20 protein-coding genes are annotated in these 18,697 nt (G+C 59.7%); 9 read left to right on the plus strand and 11 right to left on the minus strand.

What is annotated here, in order from left to right; genetic code table 11:
- Window positions 1-28: 28 nt before the first annotated feature.
- Entirely contained in the window at window positions 29-949 is a 921-nt protein-coding gene (locus ACIQU2_RS20840; protein WP_403143701.1) for a zinc ABC transporter substrate-binding protein, read from the minus strand.
- 66 nt (window positions 950-1,015) lie between these two features.
- Here ACIQU2_RS20840 and zur point away from each other — a divergent pair, with 66 nt between their 5' ends.
- The 4 genes from zur to ACIQU2_RS20860 are packed head-to-tail and all read left to right on the plus strand — an operon-like array spanning window position 1,016 to window position 3,818.
- The gene (gene zur, locus ACIQU2_RS20845) at window positions 1,016-1,498 is read left to right on the plus strand and encodes a zinc uptake transcriptional repressor Zur (RefSeq protein ID WP_074872304.1); all 483 of its coding nucleotides are present in this window, start codon (window positions 1,016-1,018) and stop codon (window positions 1,496-1,498) included.
- The gene (gene znuC / locus ACIQU2_RS20850) at window positions 1,498-2,283 is read left to right on the plus strand and encodes a zinc ABC transporter ATP-binding protein ZnuC (protein ID WP_347803957.1); all 786 of its coding nucleotides are present in this window, start codon (window positions 1,498-1,500) and stop codon (window positions 2,281-2,283) included. Before zur ends, znuC begins: the two co-directional genes overlap by 1 nt.
- Window positions 2,276-3,064, plus strand: coding sequence for a zinc ABC transporter permease subunit ZnuB (gene znuB, locus ACIQU2_RS20855; RefSeq protein ID WP_347803958.1), 789 nt, complete (start codon window positions 2,276-2,278; stop codon window positions 3,062-3,064). Before znuC ends, znuB begins: the two co-directional genes overlap by 8 nt.
- 37 nt (window positions 3,065-3,101) lie before the next feature.
- Window positions 3,102-3,818 (plus strand): PA5502 family lipoprotein, encoded by a 717-nt coding sequence (locus tag ACIQU2_RS20860; protein WP_347803959.1) that lies wholly within the window; start codon window positions 3,102-3,104, stop codon window positions 3,816-3,818.
- A 121-nt stretch (window positions 3,819-3,939) separates the two neighbouring features.
- Here the strand turns inward: ACIQU2_RS20860 and katE are convergent, their stop codons facing one another.
- Window positions 3,940-6,078 carry a catalase HPII gene (gene katE / locus ACIQU2_RS20865; protein ID WP_403143704.1) on the minus strand — a complete coding sequence of 713 codons (2,139 nt, stop codon included), beginning with the start codon at window positions 6,076-6,078 and terminating at the stop codon, window positions 3,940-3,942.
- A gap of 263 nt (window positions 6,079-6,341) precedes the next feature.
- Between katE and ACIQU2_RS20870 the strand changes: the two genes are divergently transcribed.
- The 3 genes from ACIQU2_RS20870 (at window position 6,342) to ACIQU2_RS20880 (ending at window position 8,875) form a co-directional block, all read left to right on the plus strand.
- Window positions 6,342-7,349, plus strand: coding sequence for a methionine ABC transporter ATP-binding protein (locus ACIQU2_RS20870; protein WP_347803961.1), 1,008 nt, complete (start codon window positions 6,342-6,344; stop codon window positions 7,347-7,349).
- The gene (locus ACIQU2_RS20875; protein ID WP_095126765.1) at window positions 7,349-8,023 is read left to right on the plus strand and encodes a methionine ABC transporter permease; all 675 of its coding nucleotides are present in this window, start codon (window positions 7,349-7,351) and stop codon (window positions 8,021-8,023) included. The genes ACIQU2_RS20870 and ACIQU2_RS20875 overlap by 1 nt, the downstream gene beginning before the upstream one ends.
- 78 nt (window positions 8,024-8,101) lie before the next feature.
- Complete coding sequence (locus tag ACIQU2_RS20880; protein ID WP_347803962.1) at window positions 8,102-8,875, plus strand: MetQ/NlpA family ABC transporter substrate-binding protein; 774 nt, start codon at window positions 8,102-8,104, stop codon at window positions 8,873-8,875.
- Between the two features lie 173 nt (window positions 8,876-9,048).
- Here the strand turns inward: ACIQU2_RS20880 and ACIQU2_RS20885 are convergent, their stop codons facing one another.
- From ACIQU2_RS20885 to ACIQU2_RS20905, 5 genes are read right to left on the minus strand one after another with little or no spacing between them, the layout of a single operon-like run.
- Window positions 9,049-9,684 (minus strand): SCO family protein, encoded by a 636-nt coding sequence (locus ACIQU2_RS20885; protein WP_403143707.1) that lies wholly within the window; start codon window positions 9,682-9,684, stop codon window positions 9,049-9,051.
- Window positions 9,681-10,580, minus strand: a complete 900-nt coding sequence (cyoE, locus tag ACIQU2_RS20890; RefSeq protein WP_403143709.1) for a heme o synthase — start codon at window positions 10,578-10,580, stop codon at window positions 9,681-9,683. Before cyoE ends, ACIQU2_RS20885 begins: the two co-directional genes overlap by 4 nt.
- Complete coding sequence (locus ACIQU2_RS20895) at window positions 10,568-11,647, minus strand: heme A synthase (protein ID WP_403143711.1); 1,080 nt, start codon at window positions 11,645-11,647, stop codon at window positions 10,568-10,570. The genes cyoE and ACIQU2_RS20895 overlap by 13 nt, the downstream gene beginning before the upstream one ends.
- A gap of 10 nt (window positions 11,648-11,657) precedes the next feature.
- Window positions 11,658-12,251: a hypothetical protein gene (locus ACIQU2_RS20900; RefSeq protein ID WP_403143713.1), complete on the minus strand. Its 594-nt coding sequence runs from the start codon at window positions 12,249-12,251 to the stop codon at window positions 11,658-11,660.
- Window positions 12,217-12,957: an SURF1 family protein gene (locus tag ACIQU2_RS20905; RefSeq protein WP_403143714.1), complete on the minus strand. Its 741-nt coding sequence runs from the start codon at window positions 12,955-12,957 to the stop codon at window positions 12,217-12,219. The genes ACIQU2_RS20900 and ACIQU2_RS20905 overlap by 35 nt, the downstream gene beginning before the upstream one ends.
- A gap of 70 nt (window positions 12,958-13,027) precedes the next feature.
- Between ACIQU2_RS20905 and ACIQU2_RS20910 the strand changes: the two genes are divergently transcribed.
- A complete protein-coding gene (locus ACIQU2_RS20910; RefSeq protein ID WP_008152470.1) occupies window positions 13,028-13,231 on the plus strand; it encodes a twin transmembrane helix small protein in 204 nt (67 codons plus the stop codon).
- Between the two features lie 3 nt (window positions 13,232-13,234).
- Here the strand turns inward: ACIQU2_RS20910 and ACIQU2_RS20915 are convergent, their stop codons facing one another.
- The 4 genes from ACIQU2_RS20915 to coxB form a co-directional block, all read right to left on the minus strand.
- The gene (locus ACIQU2_RS20915; RefSeq protein WP_403143716.1) at window positions 13,235-14,122 is read right to left on the minus strand and encodes a cytochrome c oxidase subunit 3; all 888 of its coding nucleotides are present in this window, start codon (window positions 14,120-14,122) and stop codon (window positions 13,235-13,237) included.
- Between the two features lie 33 nt (window positions 14,123-14,155).
- Window positions 14,156-14,713 (minus strand): cytochrome c oxidase assembly protein, encoded by a 558-nt coding sequence (locus tag ACIQU2_RS20920; protein WP_403143718.1) that lies wholly within the window; start codon window positions 14,711-14,713, stop codon window positions 14,156-14,158.
- Window positions 14,714-14,830: 117 nt separating this feature from the next.
- Window positions 14,831-16,429 (minus strand): cytochrome c oxidase subunit I, encoded by a 1,599-nt coding sequence (gene ctaD / locus ACIQU2_RS20925; protein WP_347804249.1) that lies wholly within the window; start codon window positions 16,427-16,429, stop codon window positions 14,831-14,833.
- Between the two features lie 82 nt (window positions 16,430-16,511).
- A complete protein-coding gene (coxB, locus tag ACIQU2_RS20930; RefSeq protein ID WP_403143721.1) occupies window positions 16,512-17,639 on the minus strand; it encodes a cytochrome c oxidase subunit II in 1,128 nt (375 codons plus the stop codon).
- 369 nt (window positions 17,640-18,008) lie between these two features.
- Here coxB and ACIQU2_RS20935 point away from each other — a divergent pair, with 369 nt between their 5' ends.
- Window positions 18,009-18,659 carry a hypothetical protein gene (locus ACIQU2_RS20935; protein WP_347804247.1) on the plus strand — a complete coding sequence of 217 codons (651 nt, stop codon included), beginning with the start codon at window positions 18,009-18,011 and terminating at the stop codon, window positions 18,657-18,659.
- The last annotated feature ends 38 nt before the right edge of the window (window positions 18,660-18,697 follow it).

Genomic DNA, 18,697 nt, shown 5'->3' on the forward strand with positions numbered 1-18,697 from the left:
CCGCGTTCGGACGATCTTTTTTATGGGGTTACAACGACTCCAGACACCCCGCCAAATCATTCCCCAACTTCTCCAGCACCTGCTCATACCCCTGAGCGGTCGCCGGCGTGTACCCGCCCAGCGCGTCCAGTTCCGCCAGCTTCACCGGCAGACCCGCCACCAGGGTTTCCGCCAGGCGCGGACGCAGAGGCGGTTCGCTGAACACGCAAGTTTTGCCGACTTCCTGCAATCGAGTGCGCATCGCCGCGACGTGCTGGGCGCCGGGCTGGACCTCGGCGGCGACGCTGAATACGCCGGCGTGCTTGAGACCGTAGGCGTCTTCAAAGTAGTCGAAGGCCTCGTGGAATACGAAGTACGGTTTGCCCGCGATGCCGGCCAGGCGCGCCTTCAAGCGAAGATCCATTGCATCCAGACGCTCATCGAACGCCTTGAGGTTGCTCTGATAACGCGCGGCATTGGCCGGATCGGCTGCACTCAAGTCAGCAACCATTTTTGTGGCAATGACACGGGCGTTGACCGGCGAAAGCCACAAGTGCGCGTCCAGACTGCCTGGACGGTGATCGTGATCATGTTCGTCGGCTTCTTCAGCGTGGGAGTGGCTATCTTCGGCGAAATGTCGCAGTTTCAGGCCCGGCAAATCCTGCACGGCGACACTGGGTAGCGTACGACCATGAAGCACGCGTGGCAGGAAACCTTCCATGCTCGGACCGATCCAGTAAACCAGATCCACTGATTGCACCTTCCGTACGTCGGATGGGCGCAAGGCATAGTTATGAGGCGAGGCACCAGGCGGCAGCAAGACTTCCGGAATCGCCACGCCGTCCTGCACCGCCGCGGCGATCAGCTGTAGAGGCTTGATACTGGTGAGAACTTTGACTTCGGCGTGAGCTGAACCCATCAGCAGAAAACTGGCGACAAATGCGACAAAGATAGAAAAAAGTCGGGACACGATGACCACTCGAAGAGGCGAGAACGGGTAACATAATAACGTCTCTCACAAAACTCGTCGCCGCTCATGCCTAAAACACCGATTGCCAGCCGTCCCCACGACCACTCTCATTGCGTCCATAGCGCATTGTCTGAGGCCGATGTTCTGTGCGCACGTCAAGGCCTGCGCCTGACCGCCTTGCGCCGGCGGGTGCTGGAACTGGTCTGGCAAAGCCATAAACCGTTGGGTGCCTACGACATTCTCGCGGTACTCAGCGAGCAGGACGGCCGCCGTGCTGCGCCGCCGACCGTCTACCGTGCGCTGGACTTTCTGCTGGAAAACGGCCTCGTACATCGCATCTCCTCGCTGAACGCCTTCGTCGGCTGCAATCACCCGGGGCACGCCCACCAGGGCCAGTTCCTGATTTGCCGCGAATGCCACGCCGCCATCGAGCTCGAACAGAAATCCATCAGTGACGCGATCATCAGTAGCGCCAAGGATGTCGGATTTGTCGTCGAGGGCCAGACCGTTGAAGTGGTCGGCCTCTGCTCGGGTTGCCAGGGGGTTTGATGAGCAATGCGCTGATCCGCCTCGAGCAGGTTGCTGTCACCTTTGCCGGGCAAAACGTACTGGATAACATCGAGCTGAGCGTCGAGCCCGGACAGATCGTCACCCTGATCGGCCCTAACGGCGCCGGCAAGACCACGCTGGTGCGCGCTGTACTCGGTCTGTTGAAACCGGACAGCGGCAGCGTGTGGCGCAAGCCGAAACTGCGGGTCGGTTACATGCCGCAAAAACTTCACGTCGATCCGACGCTGCCGCTGTCGGTGCTGCGCTTCTTGCGTCTGGTGCCGGGCGTGGACCGCGCCATGGCCTTGGCGGCACTCAAGGAAGTCGGCGCCGAACAGGTGATCGACAGCCCGGTGCAAAGTGTTTCCGGTGGCGAAATGCAGCGGGTGCTGCTGGCCCGGGCATTGCTGCGCGAGCCGGAACTGCTGGTGCTCGACGAACCTGTGCAAGGCGTTGACGTGGCCGGTCAGGCCGAGCTCTACAGCCTGATCACACGATTGCGCGACCGCCACGGCTGCGGCGTGTTGATGGTGTCCCACGATCTGCACCTGGTGATGAGCACCACCGACCAGGTGGTCTGCCTCAACCGTCACGTCTGCTGCTCCGGGCATCCCGAGCAGGTCAGCGGTGATCCGGCTTTCGTCGAGCTGTTCGGAAAGAACGCACAAAGCCTGGCGATTTATCACCACCATCACGACCACGCCCATGACTTGCATGGCTCGGTGGTCAGCGCGGCCCCGTCGGCCCCTACCCACGTTCACGGAGATAACTGCAAGCATGGCTGATTTTCTGCTCTACGCCCTGCTTGCAGGCCTGGCCCTGGCGTTGGTCGCGGGCCCGTTGGGTTCGTTCGTGGTCTGGCGGCGCATGGCCTATTTCGGCGACACCCTTTCCCATGCCGCGCTGCTCGGCGTGGCGCTGGGTTTTCTGCTGGATGTCAGCCCGACCGTTGCGGTCACCGTAGGCTGCCTGCTGTTGGCGGTGTTGCTGGTGACCTTGCAACAGCGTCAACCGCTGGCGTCCGACACGCTTTTGGGAATTCTCGCACCGAGCACGCTCTCTTTGGGCCTGGTCGTACTAAGCTTCATGCACGAAGTGCGGATCGACCTGATGGCTTATCTGTTCGGCGACTTGCTGGCGATCAGCCCGACCGATCTGGCCTGGATACTCGGCGGCAGCGCGGTCGTTCTGGCTTTGCTGGTGACGTTGTGGCGGCCATTGCTGGCAATTACGGTGCATGAAGAACTGGCCAGGGTTGAAGGTCTGCCGGTGGCGGCGTTGCGCTTGACCCTGATGTTGCTGATCGCTGTGGTGATCGCGGTGGCGATGAAAATCGTCGGTGTGTTGCTGATTACGTCCTTGCTGATCATCCCGGCGGCTGCGGCACAACGTCACGCCCGGTCACCGGAGCAGATGGCACTGGGCGCGAGCCTGCTGGGTATGCTCGCGGTCTGTGGCGGGCTGGCGCTGTCGTGGTTCAAGGACACCCCGGCGGGCCCATCGATTGTTGTGACGGCCGCCGCACTGTTTCTGCTGAGTTTTGTCCTGCCCCGTCGAGGGGTGTAGACTTGCTCGTTTTTTGCGCAAATAGAGAGTCGCAGGAATGAAGCCGTTCGCCTCCCGTTATCTGCTCCTTGTCGCATTTTCGCTGCTACTGGGCGCTTGTCAAAGCACGCCACCGGCGGCCACCGAGGCTACCGGTGCACGGGCCACGGCCATCGCGCAGCTGCAACAAAGCCTAGCCAGCAGCGAACTGGCGACTGCCGAAGATCAACTGGCTACCTTGCAGGCTGAGTCGCCCAACGATCAATCCCTTGAGCAATACCAGCGGCAACTGGCCGAAGCCTATCTGCGCCGCAGCCAGATCGTGCTGCAAAAAGGCGATGTGAATGCCGCTGCCACTGCGCTGAGCCGCGCTCGGTCGTTGATGCCCAAGGCTCCGGCGCTGACCGGTGGGCTCAACAACGCCATCGTCGATGCCCGCAAAGCCGAACTGGATAGAGCCGAAGCTGCGCTCATGGCTGCCGAAGCCAAGCCACAGGCCAAGGTCATTGATCCAACGGCTGAAAGCACCACAGTTGCGTTGAACCTGACTGATATGACGAAACTTCGTCGTCAACTGGATGCGATCGCCGCCGATGTGGTGAATTACCAGTGTGATGTGAGTATTCAGGCGCCACGCACCCAGGACTTCCCATGGTTGACCACGTTGCTGACCAAACGCGTGAAGAAACTCGATTCGGATTTTGATCTGAATCTGGAGAAGCAGATTCTGCGCAACGTTCCTGCGCAGATGGTTCTGAGCCCGCGTAAACCCTAAAAGCTTCGCGAGCAGGCTCGCTCCCACAATGGATCGGCGGTGATCAAAAGTCTGTGATCAACCACATACCCTGTGGGAGCGGGCTTGCCTGCGATGGCGTCCTGACTACCGATACAAAACCTTAAGCCGGAATCGCCTTGGCTTTAGGCTCCCTGTCCCACACCCGATGCTGCCCGATCGCGGCAAAAAACGGTTTGATCAACTTCGCATCCGTGCCCACGATCAACCCCGCGTCAGCCTCGAGCTTCAACACATCCAGCAACTGTTTGGCCTCGCCCTGCAGCGCAATCGCCTTCAAGTGCTTGTACGCCTCCAGCACGTAATGCAGCGCCACACCGTCAGTGCTCAACGCCTTGATCGACGCCGCGCCACCGGGTACAAACACCGCATCGAACGCCACCGAAGGCAAGCCTTCCATCGACGCATCGACCGGCAACGCCTTGCCATCGGCGGTGGTCACAGGAGCAGAAGTCGGGCCGAGCAGTTTGGCGTGCGCACCTTCTGCCTTCAGCGCTTTCTTCATGGCATCAATCGCTGCACCATCGACGCCATTGGCTGCCAGGATTGCCACTTTGCGGGTTTTGATATCCGCCGGCAGCAAGTTGGCCTGACTCAGGGCCGGCGAGTGATCCAGTGAGGTTTTGCGTACTTCGACCGTCCCGGCTTTGGGCGCTGGCAACCCCAGGTTCTGCGCCACGCGTTTAGCCAGTTCCAGATCGATGTTGGCCAGAATCTCATTCACCTGACGCGCGCGGATGAACTCCCGCTCAACCTTGCCCAACTCGAAGCTGTAAGCCGAGATGATGTGCTCCTGCTCGTGCTTGCTCATGCTGTGGAAAAACAGCCGCGCCTGGGAGAAGTGGTCGCTGAATGATTCGCTGCGCTGACGGATCTTGTTGGCGTCAACGCGCTCTGGATAACTTTCGAAGCCGCCATCCTGGGCTGCCGGCGGTGTTTCTTTGGGCCAACCGCTATCAATGGAGTTCGGCTCGTAGGACGCGCGGCCCTTGTCGATGGTGGAGCGATGCAACGCATCCCGTTGACCATTGTGGAACGGTGCCACCGGACGGTTGATCGGGATCTCGTGAAAGTTCGGCCCACCGAGTCGGCTGATTTGCGTATCGGTGTAGGAAAACAATCGACCCTGCAGCAATGGATCGTTGGAAAAGTCGATCCCCGGCACGATATGCCCTGGGCAGAAGGCAACCTGCTCGGTTTCGGCGAAAAAGTTGTCGGGGTTACGGTTGAGGGTCATTTTGCCTAGCGGGGTGATGGGCACCAGTTCTTCCGGGATCAGCTTGGTCGGGTCGAGGATGTCGAAGTCGAATTTATGTTCGTTTTCCTCCTCGATAATCTGTACGCCCAGTTCCCATTCCGGGTAGTCGCCCATCTCGATCGACTCCCAGAGATCGCGACGGTGGTAGTCGGTGTCTTTACCGGCGAGTTTCTGCGCTTCATCCCACACCAGCGAACAGGTCCCGGCCGTGGGGCGCCAGTGGAATTTGACGAAGCGCGATTTACCTTCGGCGTTGATCAGGCGGAAGGTATGCACGCCGAAGCCTTGCATGCTGCGTAGGCTTTTCGGGATCGCCCGGTCGGACATGGTCCAGATCACCATGTGCGCCGACTCCGGTACCAGAGAGACAAAATCCCAAAAGGTATCGTGAGCTGAGCCACCGGTGGGTATCTCATTGTGCGGCTCGGGTTTCACCGCATGCACGAAGTCAGGAAACTTGATCGCATCCTGAATGAAAAACACCGGCATGTTGTTGCCCACCAGGTCGAAGTTGCCTTCGTCGGTGAAAAACTTCACCGCGAAACCTCGTACGTCCCGCACGGTATCGCCCGACCCGCGAGGGCCCTGCACCGTGGAGAAGCGGACGAAGACCGGGGTTTTTTGGCTTGGGTCTTGTAGGAACCCGGCCTTGGTCAGCACGGAATGGGTTTCATAGCTCTGGAAGTAGCCGTGAGCACCGGTGCCGCGGGCGTGGACGATGCGCTCGGGAATGCGTTCATGGTCAAAGTGCGTGATCTTTTCACGCATGATGAAATCTTCCAGCAACGATGGCCCGCGGGCGCCGGCCTTCAACGTGTTCTGGTTGTCCGCGACTTTCACGCCCTGGTTGGTGCGCAGGGCCTGTTCAGTGGCGTCGGAGCGAAATTGCTCCAGGCTGTCGAGCTTGGCATTGGTGTTACCGCGGTCCGGGGTATCGGTCCCGGCCAGTGCGCTTTTGGTTGCGGCAGGTTTTTTAGTACTCATCAGACAAAACTCCTCGTTGCGATTCCCGCCGTAGCCAGGACTGTTGAGCAATACCCCAGGCACGGACCGGGGGCGTTTTCGAGTTGCCTAATTAGTGACTGATGACGTTTTGCGCCGTTCCTTTTTTCTAACCTTTGATCGCGTTATTGCCAAATGGAAGGTTGAATGCGGAATAAATGCTAATAACCTCTATACGGACAGGCTAAAATGCGCGCCCGGCTAACCGCTGATCCTTTTCCAACGCGCCCCACAAGGTTCGCTACGTGATCGAGTTTCAAAACGTCCACAAAACCTACCGCGTCGCCGGTAAGGATATTCCCGCCCTGCATCCGACCAGTCTGACGATTGAGAACGGTCAGGTCTTCGGTCTGATCGGCCATTCCGGCGCGGGAAAAAGTACTTTGCTGCGTCTGATCAATCGCCTGGAAAACTCCAGTGGCGGCAAGATCATCGTCGACGGCGAAGAAGTCACTGCGCTCGACGCCAACAGCCTGCGGCGCTTCCGCCAGCAGGTCGGGATGATTTTCCAGCACTTCAACTTGCTGGCGTCCAAGACTGTGGCCGACAACGTCGCGCTGCCACTGACCCTGGCCGGTGAGCTGTCCCGCAGTGAGATTGACCGGCGTGTGGCCGAATTGCTGAAGCGGGTCGGCCTGTCCGACCACGCCAAAAAGTACCCGGCGCAGTTGTCCGGTGGCCAGAAGCAGCGCGTCGGCATCGCCCGCGCCCTAGCAACCAAGCCGAAAATCCTGCTGTGCGACGAAGCCACCAGCGCACTGGACCCGCAGACCACTGCGTCGGTCCTGCAATTGCTGGCCGAGATCAATCGCGAACTGAAACTGACCATCGTGTTGATTACCCATGAGATGGACGTGATCCGCCGGGTCTGCGACCAGGTCGCGGTGATGGACGCTGGCGTGATCGTCGAGCAAGGTTCGGTAGCCGAGGTGTTCCTGCATCCGAAGCACCCGACCACCAAGCGCTTCGTGCAAGAAGACGAGCAGATCGACGAAAGCGAGCAGCGCGACGACTTCGCCCACGTTCCAGGTCGCATCGTGCGTCTGACCTTCCAGGGCGAAGCGACCTACGCACCGCTACTGGGCACTGTCGCTCGTGAAACGGGTGTGGACTACAGCATCCTGGCCGGTCGTATCGACCGCATCAAAGACGTGCCCTACGGGCAGTTGACCCTGGCCGTTACCGGTGGCGACATGGAAGCGGCGTTCGCCCACTTCACCGCAGCTGACGTCCACATGGAGGTGCTGCGCTGATGGAAGTCCTGGCAAGTTTCTTCGTCAATATCGACTGGTTCGAAATCTGGCTGGCCACCGGCGATACCTTTCTGATGCTCTTCGGTTCGCTGTTGTTCACCGTTTTGCTCGGCCTGCCCCTGGGCGTGCTGTTATTCCTCTGCAGCCCGCGTCAGTTGCTGGAAGCCAAAGGCGTCTACGCAATGCTGTCGCTGATGGTGAACATCCTGCGTTCGCTGCCGTTCATCATTCTGCTGATTGTGATGATTCCGTTCACGGTGTTGATCACCGGTACGTCCCTCGGTGTCGCCGGTGCGATTCCACCGCTGGTGGTGGGCGCTACGCCATTCTTCGCGCGGCTGGTGGAAACCGCCCTGCGTGAAGTGGATCGCGGCATCATCGAGGCAACCCAGGCCATGGGCGCGACGACGCGGCAGATCATCACCAATGCCTTGCTGCCGGAAGCCCGCCCGGGCATCTTCGCCGCGATTACGGTGACAGCCATTACACTGGTGTCCTACACGGCGATGGCGGGTGTGGTCGGCGCGGGTGGTTTGGGCGACCTGGCGATCCGTTTCGGTTACCAGCGTTTCCAGCCTGATGTGATGGTCGTGACGGTGATGTTGCTGCTGGTGATCGTTCAGGTTCTGCAAACCGTTGGCGACAAGTTGGTTGTCCACTTCTCCAGGAAATAAAGAGTCCCGTAAATGACAAATGAGCCGGCCATTCGCTGGCAGGCGCCGAATTCAGGCGCCGCACAAGGAGTTAGCTGAATGAAAAAACTACTCGTCGCGTTCGCTGCCGTTGCAGCCTTTTCCGCTCACGCTGCCGACACCCTGACCGTCGCAGCCACCCCGGTCCCGCACGCAGAAATCCTCGAATTCGTGAAACCGGCCCTGGCCAAAGAAGGCGTGGACCTGAAGGTCAAAGTCTTCACCGACTACATCCAGCCGAACGTGCAGGTGGCCGAAAAACGTCTGGACGCCAACTTCTTCCAGCACCAGCCGTACCTCGATGAATTCAACAAGGCCAAGGGCACCAACCTGGTGGCCGTTGCCGGTGTGCACCTTGAGCCACTGGGCGCTTACTCCAGCAAATACAAAGCACTGACCGAGCTGCCAGGCGGCGCCAACGTGGTGATCCCGAACGACGCCACCAACGGCGGCCGTGCGCTGTTGCTGCTGGCCAAGGCTGGCCTGATCAAGTTGAAGGATTCGAACAACATCCTCGCGACCGTCAAGGACATCACCGAGAACTCCAAGGACCTGAAATTCCGTGAGTTGGAAGCCGCGACCATCCCGCGCGTGCTGACCCAGGTCGACCTGGCACTGATCAACACCAACTACGCGCTGGAAGCCAAGCTTGATCCGTCCAAGGATGCGCTGGTCATCGAAGGCAACGACTCGCCTTACGTGAACATCCTCGTTGCCCGTCCAGACGACAAGGACAGTGAAGCGATGAAGAAGCTGATTGCTGCCCTGCACAGCCCGGAAGTGAAAGCCTTCATCCTCGAGAAGTACAAAGGCGCGGTATTGCCGGCGTTCTGATCCGACAGCAATAAAAAAACGGGGACGCATTGATTGCGTCCCCGTTTTTTTATGCCTGGAATACGGACCCTGTGGGAGCGGGCTTGCCCGCGAAAGCGATGTGTCAGTCACTATGGATGTTGAATGGACTGGCCCTTTCGCGGGCAAGCCCGCTCCCACAGGTTCTGCGTCGTTTACGGACGCTTGAGCATCACCGGCAACTGTGTCACCAATTTCACGTTGTTCAACGGCGCCCGAATGAACCCACGTTGCGTCCCGTCCGGCCCGATCACCGCCAGGTTGCCGCTGTGGTCAACGGTGTAATTCGGCTTGCTGGTGTCCGCCGGAATGAACGGAATACTCACCGCGTTGGCCAGTTTCTGGATGTCTTCCACCGACGAAGCCGTCAGCCCTTTGAACTGAGGATCGAAGTAGCCCAGGTACTGCTTGAGCTGCTGGGGTGTGTCGCGATTCGGGTCGACGCTGACCAGAATGATCTGCAACTTATCCACAGCCTCTGGCGGCAGTTCGCTCTTGATCTGACGCAGCTGGGCGAGGGTGGTCGGGCAGATGTCCGGGCAGAAGGTGTAGCCGAAGAACAGCAGCGACCATTTGTCTTTCAGCTCGTTGACCGCCACCGGTTTGCCGTCCTGGTCGGTCATTGTCACGTTCGGCAGGTTGCGGCTTTGCGGCAGCAGAATGATCCCGGCATCAATCAGCGCCGTCGGGTCGCCCTGGCCTTTGCCGGTCAGCACTTTGTTGATGGTCAGGCCCAGGACCAGCGCGATCAGGGCAACGAGGATGAAGACGGTTTTCTGGGTTCGAGTCATAGGTTCAACAGTAAGTAGTGGTCTACGAGCAGCGCGATAAACAGCAGGAACAAGTAGTAAATAGAGTACTTGAACGTGTTGATCGCCGCGTGCGGCCGAGTGCCACGGTACAGCACCACGGCCCATTGCAGAAACCTCGCGCCCAGTCCCAGCGCGCAAATCAGGTAGAGCACACCGCTCATGTGGATCACGTACGGCATCAAGCTCACGGCCAGCAGCGCGAAGGTATAAAGCAGGATGTGGACCTTGGTGTAGTGCTCGCCATGGGTCACCGGCAGCATCGGGATGTCGGCCTTGGCGTATTCCTCTTTGCGGTGAATGGCCAGGGCCCAGAAGTGCGGCGGGGTCCAGGCGAAGATGATCAGCACCAGCAACAGTGGTTCGGCGCTGACGTGGCCGGTGGCGGCGGTCCAGCCGAGCAGCGGCGGGGCGGCGCCGGCAAGTCCGCCGATGACGATGTTTTGCGGCGTCGCGCGTTTCAGGAAACCGGTGTAGACCACCGCATAGCCGAGCAGCGAGGCCAGGGTCAGCCACGCCGTCAACGGATTGGTGAAGGCCAGCAGTATGGCTTGCCCAAGCACCGCCAATATCAAGGCAAACGTCAGCGCGGCCGCCGGCGACACCCGGCCTTCGGCCAAGGGACGTTTGTGCGTGCGGGCCATGACCGCATCGATGCGTCGGTCCACCACATGATTAACGGCTGCCGCACCACCGGCACACAAGGCGATCCCCAGATTGCCGAACACCAGCACCGTCCACGGTACCCCGGCACGGGTCGCGAGGAACATGCCGACCAGCGAGGTGATGAGCATCAGCACCACCACTTTCGGCTTGGTCAGCTCCAGGTAGTCACGCCAGATCGCCTGACTGTGACGTGCGCCGATCAGAGTCGCCATGGCATCTCTCCTTTTATTGTTATGGGCCCGGCTGAGTGTTTACGCGGGCTGAACCGCCAGCGCGCAGGGGGTTGCTGCTTGACCCGAACCAGACTGGTTCGCGCGTGATAATTGACCAGCACTATCGTCAGCAACAGTGCCGCGCCGCCCGCGTTATGCGCGACGGCGACTGGCAGTGGCAGGTGAAACAGCACATTGCTGATGCCGAGGGTGATTTGCGCGGCGAGTGCGATCAGCACCAGCCCGGCCAGGCGCGTCATGCCGACCACCTTCAGTTGCCAGGCCAGCCCCAGCAACACCAGGGTCACCAGCAAAGCGCCAATGCGGTGAGTCAGATGAATCGCCGTGCGGGCATCGCTGTCCAGTTGCCCGCCGAGGTAATTGGGGCCGATGTGTTGAGTCAGGTGAAAGCCGTTTGCGAAGTCCGCGGGCGGCAGCCACTGACCGTGACAGGTCGGGAAGTCGATACAGGCCACCGCCGCGTAGTTGGAACTGACCCATCCACCCAAGGCAATTTGCAGGATCACCAGCAGCAACCCGGCGGTCGCCCAGTACTGCAAACGCCGTGGCACGGTCAGCGCCGGCAACACGCCGGACAATCGCAACGTCAGCAAAAACAGCAGGCTCAACGTCGCAAAACCACCGAGTAAATGCCCGGTGACCACTTGTGGCCAGAGCTTGAGCGTCACCGTCCACATGCCGAATGCCGCTTGGGCAATCACCACTGCCAGCAAAAACAACGGCAACTTCACCGGCTGCCCTGGGTGACGACGATGGACCCAAGCGCGGCCGGCCAATACCGAGATCAGCAGCCCCAGCGTGCCCGCGAAGTAGCGGTGAACCATCTCGTTCCAGCCCTTATGGGCTTCGACGGGAGCGTCGGGAAAATGCAGTTCGGCATGGGCCAATTGAACTTCGCTTTTCGGCACGCTGATAAAGCCATAGCAACCCGGCCAGTCCGGGCAGCCGAGGCCGGCGTGGGTCAGGCGGGTGTAGGCGCCGAGCAACACCACAATCAGTGCCAGCAAGGTGGCAAACAGCGCGAGGCGAAATCCAGGTTTGGCCATGACGATGCCCTTATCCGATGTTCGACAGTTTCAGCAGATGACGCAGGTCGTTGAGCAAGTCCTTACCCTTCACCGTCGGGTCGTAGCGCAGCACCAGATTACCGTGAGGGTCGATGATCCACAGCTGCGGCACAGCCTTGTCGCCGGCAGTTTTATTGAAGTCGGTCAGGCTCAGTGGATACCGCTGCAATTGAGGATACTCGCGCGTCAGCTTGGCGTCGTATTCACTGCTCAGCGGTTGTGCCGCGGCCAAGGCATGACTGGCGCGCCCGGCATCACGGCCGAGGCCGATCTGGATCTGCCGCGCCAGGTACACCAGTTGCTGGCAGTCCACCGAGCAATCCTTGGGCGCGGTCACGAGTATCTGCCAACGATCCTCCTGCGCCTGCACGCCGAGGTCGGCGCGGGTCTGGCCGTTGCCGATCAGTTCGCCGTGATAGCTGCGACCTTCCGGCACCCAGAACTGCAGTTTGTACATGCCGGTGGCGAGGATCATCGGACCGATCACCCCAAGCAGGATCAGCAGTAACTGCAAGCGACCTTTACGCCGACTCGCCGGCGTTTTCGCCTCAGACATGCTGGGTGGATTCATGGCCGCTCCCATGGTGTTTCTCCTTTGCGTTGTGCCAACCGAGATAGAGATAGAGGCCGAACAGGGCGATCGACATGGCGAACCACTGCACGGCATAAGCCAAGTGCTTTTCCGGCCCCATGGCCACCACCGGCCAATCGGCCTGGTAGGACGCGGGGCCGTTTTCTGCGCGTAATTCGTAAGCAAAACCTTCACGATCCAACGCCGTCCAGAGCTTGGCTGGTTCAACTGCGGTAACCAGTTGTGGCCACGTGGTGGTATTCGGATCAGCGTGCAATTGGAAGGTGGCGCCGGGGGAGACGTAGACCCAGGCAACGAGACTCAAGGCCTGAGTCGGTGTGGTGAATTGCGGTGGGGTGCGGCGATCCGGCCACGGCAGCCAGCCACGATTGACCAGCAACCAGAGCCCGGTCGCCTGATCCTGAAACGGTTGCAGCAGTTCGACGCCAACCTTGCCGCCGCGCTGACGGTTATCCAGCAACAGGCTGTGGGCGGCATCGAACTGGCCGTGCAGGTGAACCCGGCGAAAGGCCGGATCTGCGGTGTGTTGCAGCTCGGTGCTGGCCATCGGTTCAGCTGCGCGGCGCTCGGTGTAGCTTTGCAGCAGCGCGCTTTTCTCTGCGCCCCGGCTCAATTGCCAGAACCCGAGTGACACCAGCATGGGCAACAACACCGCGACCACCAGGGTCGGTACGATGCCCGGCCGGAAACGCTTCATGGCGTCGCCAGAAAGTCGGTAGTTGCGATAGCTATACTCAAGTGCATCGCCTTTCCCCCGGAGTCTCACCATGCTCAAAGCAGCCATCGTCCTGATGCTGATTGCCACGGTTGTCAGCCTGTTCAGCGGCCTGTTTTTTCTGGTCAAGGACGACAGCAGCTCGAACCGCCTCGTCATTGCCTTGAGTGTTCGTGTCGCGCTGGCCGCCATTACCGTCGGCTTGATTGCCTGGGGTTTTTTCAGCGGTCAGTTGGTGTCGCATGTACCTTGGTAAGCCTCAGAGCACGTAGACGAAAACGAAAAGACCGATCCACACCACGTCCACGAAGTGCCAGTACCAACTCGCCGCTTCAAACGCGAACTGATGATCGGCGTCGAAGTGCCCGCGCATGACCCGCATCAACATCACAAACAGGATGATGGTGCCGATGGTCACGTGGGCACCGTGGAAACCGGTGAGCATGAAGAAGGTCGCGCCGTAGATGCCCGAACCGAGTGTCAGGCCCAGTTCGTGGTAGGCATGCATGTATTCTTCGGCCTGAAAACCAAGGAACGCGCAGCCCAGTAACACGGTGAGCGCCAGCCATATTTTCAGCGCGCCGCGATGGCCCTTTTTCAAGGCGTGGTGAGCGATGGTCACGGTGACGCTGGAACTCACCAGCAGCACGGTATTGAGCAACGGCAGGCCCCAGGGGCTGATGACTTCCTTGGGGGCCGGGAAGAGTTTCGGGTCAGGGTTGTTCAGCAGCGGCCAAGTGAACTCGAACGTCGGCCAGAGCATGTGGGCAATGCCGTTGGCGCCTTCACCGCTCAGCGTCGGGCCGGTGATGTTGCGCACATAAAACAGCGCACCGAAGAAGGCGATGAAGAACATCACCTCCGAGAAGATGAACCAGCTCATGCCCCAGCGGAACGAGCGATCCATCTGTGCGCTGTACAACCCCTGGCGGCTTTCCTTGATCACCGTACCGAACCAGCCGAACAGCATGTAGGCCACCAGCAGGCCACCGACGAAAAAGATCAGCGGGCCGTGGGACTCCGGCCGCGCCGCCTTCAGGTCGTTGAACCAGGTGGCCAGGCCGAACACGGTGACGAACATACCGACCGTGGCAATGATCGGCCATTTGCTCTGGGCCGGAACGTAATAATGTTCATGAGTTGCCATTTATTGTTCTCCTTATCGGGCACGCTTTAACGCCTAGCCACCGGTGTTTGCAGCAACAGCCGCGGGTGGATGACGTGCGGTGATATCGAACAGCGTGTAGGAAAGCGTCAGGTGCTTCACATCCTTGGGCATGTCACGGTCAACGATGAAACGTACCGGCATCTCGATCCGTTGACCGGGCTGCAGCACTTGCTGGGTAAAGCAGAAACATTCGGTCTTGTGGAAGTACGCCGCCGCGGCGCTGGGCGCGATGCTTGGAACTGCCTGGGCGCTCATCGGCCGATCGGTCGGGTTATGGGCGATGAAGATCATCTCGTTCACCGCCCCCGGGTTGGCGGTCAGTTCGTCACTTTTAGGATAAAAATCCCAGGACATGTTGGCGGCATTGGTCGACAGAAACTGCACGCGAACCTGCCGCGAGGTGTCGACCGTTTGTTCGCCCTCATACTGCCCGCCGGTCTTGCCGTTGATGCCGAACGCCTTGCACATCACGTCGTAGATCGGCACCAGGGCAAACCCGAAGACAAACATCGCCACCACCACCAGCAGCAGGCGCGTGACCAGCTTCTTCAACGAAATCGAATCAGCCATGGTGCAAGCCCTCCACACAAAACCCTGTGGGAGCGAGCTTGCTCGCGATAGCGGTGTATCTGACACACCGCGCCGCCTTCATCGCGAGCAAGCTCGCTCCCACGAAGGCAAGGCTGTTCATTTCACTTCCGGCGGCGTGGTGAAGGTGTGATACGGCGCCGGTGACGGGATGCTCCATTCCAGGCCTTCGGCCCCATCCCACGGTTTGGCCGGGGCTGGCGCGCCGCCGCGAATGGTCTTGATCACGATGAACAGGAAGAAGATCTGCGTGGCGCCGAACATGAACGCACCGATCGACGACACCATGTTGAAGTCGGCGAACTGCAGGTTGTAGTCGGGAATCCGCCGCGGCATGCCCGCCAGCCCCACGAAATGCATCGGGAAGAAAGCCATGTTCATGCCGATGAACGACAGCCAGAAGTGCAGCTTGCCGAGGGTTTCGTCGTACATGTGGCCGGTCCATTTCGGCAGCCAGTAGTAGGCCGAGGCGAAGATCCCGAAGATCGCCCCCGGTACCAGTACATAGTGGAAGTGCGCGACCACAAAGTAGGTGTCCTGGTACTGGAAGTCCGCCGGGGCGATGGCCAGCATCAACCCGGAGAAACCGCCGATGGAAAACAGGATCACGAACGCCACGGCAAACAGCATCGGTGTCTCGAAGGTCAGCGACCCTTGCCACATGGTGCTGGCCCAGTTGAACACCTTCACTCCGGTCGGCACCGCGATCAGCAGCGTGGCGTACATGAAGAACAACTCGCCCACCAACGGAATGCCGACCACGAACATGTGGTGCGCCCAGACGATGAACGACAGGAACGCGATACTCGCCGTCGCATAGACCATCGAGGTGTAGCCGAACAGCGGCTTGCGTGAGAAGGCCGGAATGATCGAGCTGACGGCACCGAAGGCCGGCAGGATCATGATGTACACCTCGGGGTGACCGAAGAACCAGAACACGTGCTGGAACAACACCGGGTCGCCGCCACCGGCGGCACTAAAGAAGCTGGTGCCGAAGTGGATGTCCATCAGCATCATCGTCACGCAACCGGCCAGTACCGGCATCACCGCGATCAGCAAGAACGCGGTAATCAGCCAGGTCCAGACGAACAGCGGCATTTTCATCAGCGTCATGCCGGGGGCACGCAGGTTGAGGATGGTGGCGATCACGTTGATCGCGCCCATGATCGAACTGATCCCCATCAAATGGATGGCGAAGATGAAGAAGGTCACGCTTTCTGGCGCGTAGGTCGTCGACAGCGGGGCGTAGAAGGTCCAGCCGAAGTTCGGTCCACCGCCGGGGGTGAACAGGGTCGATACCAGCAGGATGAACGCCGCCGGCAATAGCCAAAAGCTGAAGTTGTTCATCCGTGGCAGGGCCATGTCCGGCGCGCCGATCATCAGCGGGATCATCCAGTTGGCGAGGCCGACAAACGCCGGCATCACCGCACCGAAGACCATCACCAGGCCGTGCATGGTGGTCATCTGGTTGAAGAATTCCGGCTGGACGATTTGCAGTCCCGGTTGGAACAACTCGGCGCGAATCACCATCGCGAACGAGCCGCCAAGCAAGAACATGGAGAACGCGAACCACAGGTACAGCGTGCCGATGTCTTTGTGGTTGGTGGTCAGCACCCAGCGCATCAGGCCTTTGGCGGGACCGTGGGCGTGGGCGTGGGCGGTGCCGGTATGAACATGGTCATCGACTACAGCAGTCATGTCCTGTCTCCTGCAAACAGATGGGCTGGGCAGGCCGGGGCGCGATGCCCCGACCGGTTCCTTACGTGCGCAATAGACCGGGTCATTTGCTTTCCGCCTGTTTCAGCTCCAGCACTTCTTTAGGGGTGACCATGTCGCCCTTGTTGTTGCCCCAGGCGTTACGTTCGTAGGTCACGACCGCTGCGATATCGACTTCCGAGAGCTGCTTGCCGAACGCGGCCATGGAGGTGCCGGGCTTGCCGTGGAAGACAATGCCCAAGTGATCCTTGATCGGTCCGGTAGCGATTTTCGAGCCCTTGAGCGCCGGGAACATCGGCGGCAGGCCCTGACCTTCGGCCTGGTGACAGGCAACGCAGGCGGTGTGATAGACCTTGTCGCCGCGCTCCTTGAGCTCGTCGAGGGTCCATTCCTTGCTGGTCAGCTCTTTGAGCTGCAGGGCTTCAGCCTTGCGCTCGCCCAGCCATTTTTCGTAATCGGCCTTTTCCTTGACCTCGACCACGATTGGCATGAAGCCGTGGTCCTTGCCGCACAATTCGGCGCATTGACCGCGGTAGATGCCAGGCTTGTCGACGCGGGTCCAGGCTTCGTTGACGAACCCCGGAATCGCATCGCGCTTGACCGCAAAGGCCGGCACCCACCAGGAGTGGATGACGTCGGCGGAAGTCACCAGGAAGCGCACCTTGGCGCCGATCGGCAGCACCAATGGCTTGTCGACCTCAAGCAGGTAATGCTCGCCCTTGGTTTCCTTGTTGTGGATCTGATCGGCGGGCGTGGTCAGGTTGCTGAAGAACTCAACGTCCTGGCCCAGGTATTTGTAGTGCCACTTCCACTGATAGCCGGTGACCTGGATATCGATATCCGGCTCACTGGCGTCATACATCTTGATCAGGGTTGCGGTCGCAGGGACCGCCATGGCCACCAGAATCAGGAAGGGCACGATGGTCCAGAGGATTTCAACGGTGGTGCTTTCATGAAATTTTGCGGCCACCTGCCCGGTCGAGCGGCGGTGGAGAATCATCGACCAGAACATGGCGCCGAAGACGATGATGCCGATTACTACACAGATCCAGAAAATGGTCATGTGCAGGTCAAATACTGCGTGACTGATTTCAGTCGCTCCCGGCGCCATATTCACAGCCCATTCGGCGTGTGCCGGACTGAAAATCGACCACAACAGGAGGCCCATCCAGACGTGTGGATGTCGCATCATTGCGGGTTCCCCTTATCGTTCTTTTTATCCCGCCGGCTTTCACCTGCGGCAAGGGAGCGGCTTTCAGACTACGAACTTGAATCGCCGAGCCTTGCTGCGTGTGCAGTCGGGCGTCATCAGCTAACTCCATTCCCACCCGAGTATAGACAGCGACTGCCACCTCGCAATGTGATGGCGTAAATCACCTGAAACAGCTGGGACTTGCGTTCCAGGGCACGAATGGAGAAGGATGCAGACGAGTGGCGGCAAACCGATATAACTTTGATGTCTCAAGGATGAAATAATTATGACAAATGCGTCTTAGCATTTTTCGTATGCCAGCTAAGTTATGTCTTCCCTATTTCATTGCCTTTGTTTCCTGGAGTTTTCATGAACACCGCCGCATTGCGCGAGCAGATCCAAAAAGCCCAACAACACGAAGCCGAAACCGGCCTGCTGACTCGTCAGCTGGAATCCCAACTGCCACACCTTCACTCCGCCATCCAATTGCCGGATGTCGACGCCAACGGCGTGATGACGCGTTTTGTGGCCGCGTATATAGAGCAAGTGCCGGACCTGCTGGACGCAGCCAATGAAGTCGCCAGGGAAGCGGGTATCGAATCACAGATCAAACCGGTGCTGAAAATCGCCGAGCAGTTCTTCCTTCAGCCGCCGGCGATCATGGCCGGCCACGTCGGTCTGGACAGCCTGCTGGACGAAGCCTATCTGGCGCACCGCCTGGTCGAAGAGGTCAATGACCTGTACATCAAGCATTTTGGCCAGCCACTGATCCCCTTGGACATGACTGTTGCCAACCTGATTGCCCACCAACTGATCGGCGAGGAGTTCGCCAATCAACTGGATGAGGCGGTGCATCACGCCGTGGACGAGATGCTCAATGAAGACAGTTTCGCGCTGGAGTCCGTCGAGGTCTACCGCGAGAAGCTCAACAGCCCGGACACCGGCGCTGCGTGGAAACGCTGGCCGTGCCTGTCGCGCCAACTGGGTGTAGGCCTGGAGCTGGATCAGCCAGCCGCTTGATACGTTGCCCATAAAAAAATCGCAGCCTATTGGCTGCG

The sequence above is a fragment of the Pseudomonas sp. NPDC098740 genome, assembly GCF_044760065.1.
Lineage (GTDB): Bacteria > Pseudomonadota > Gammaproteobacteria > Pseudomonadales > Pseudomonadaceae > Aquipseudomonas > Aquipseudomonas rossensis.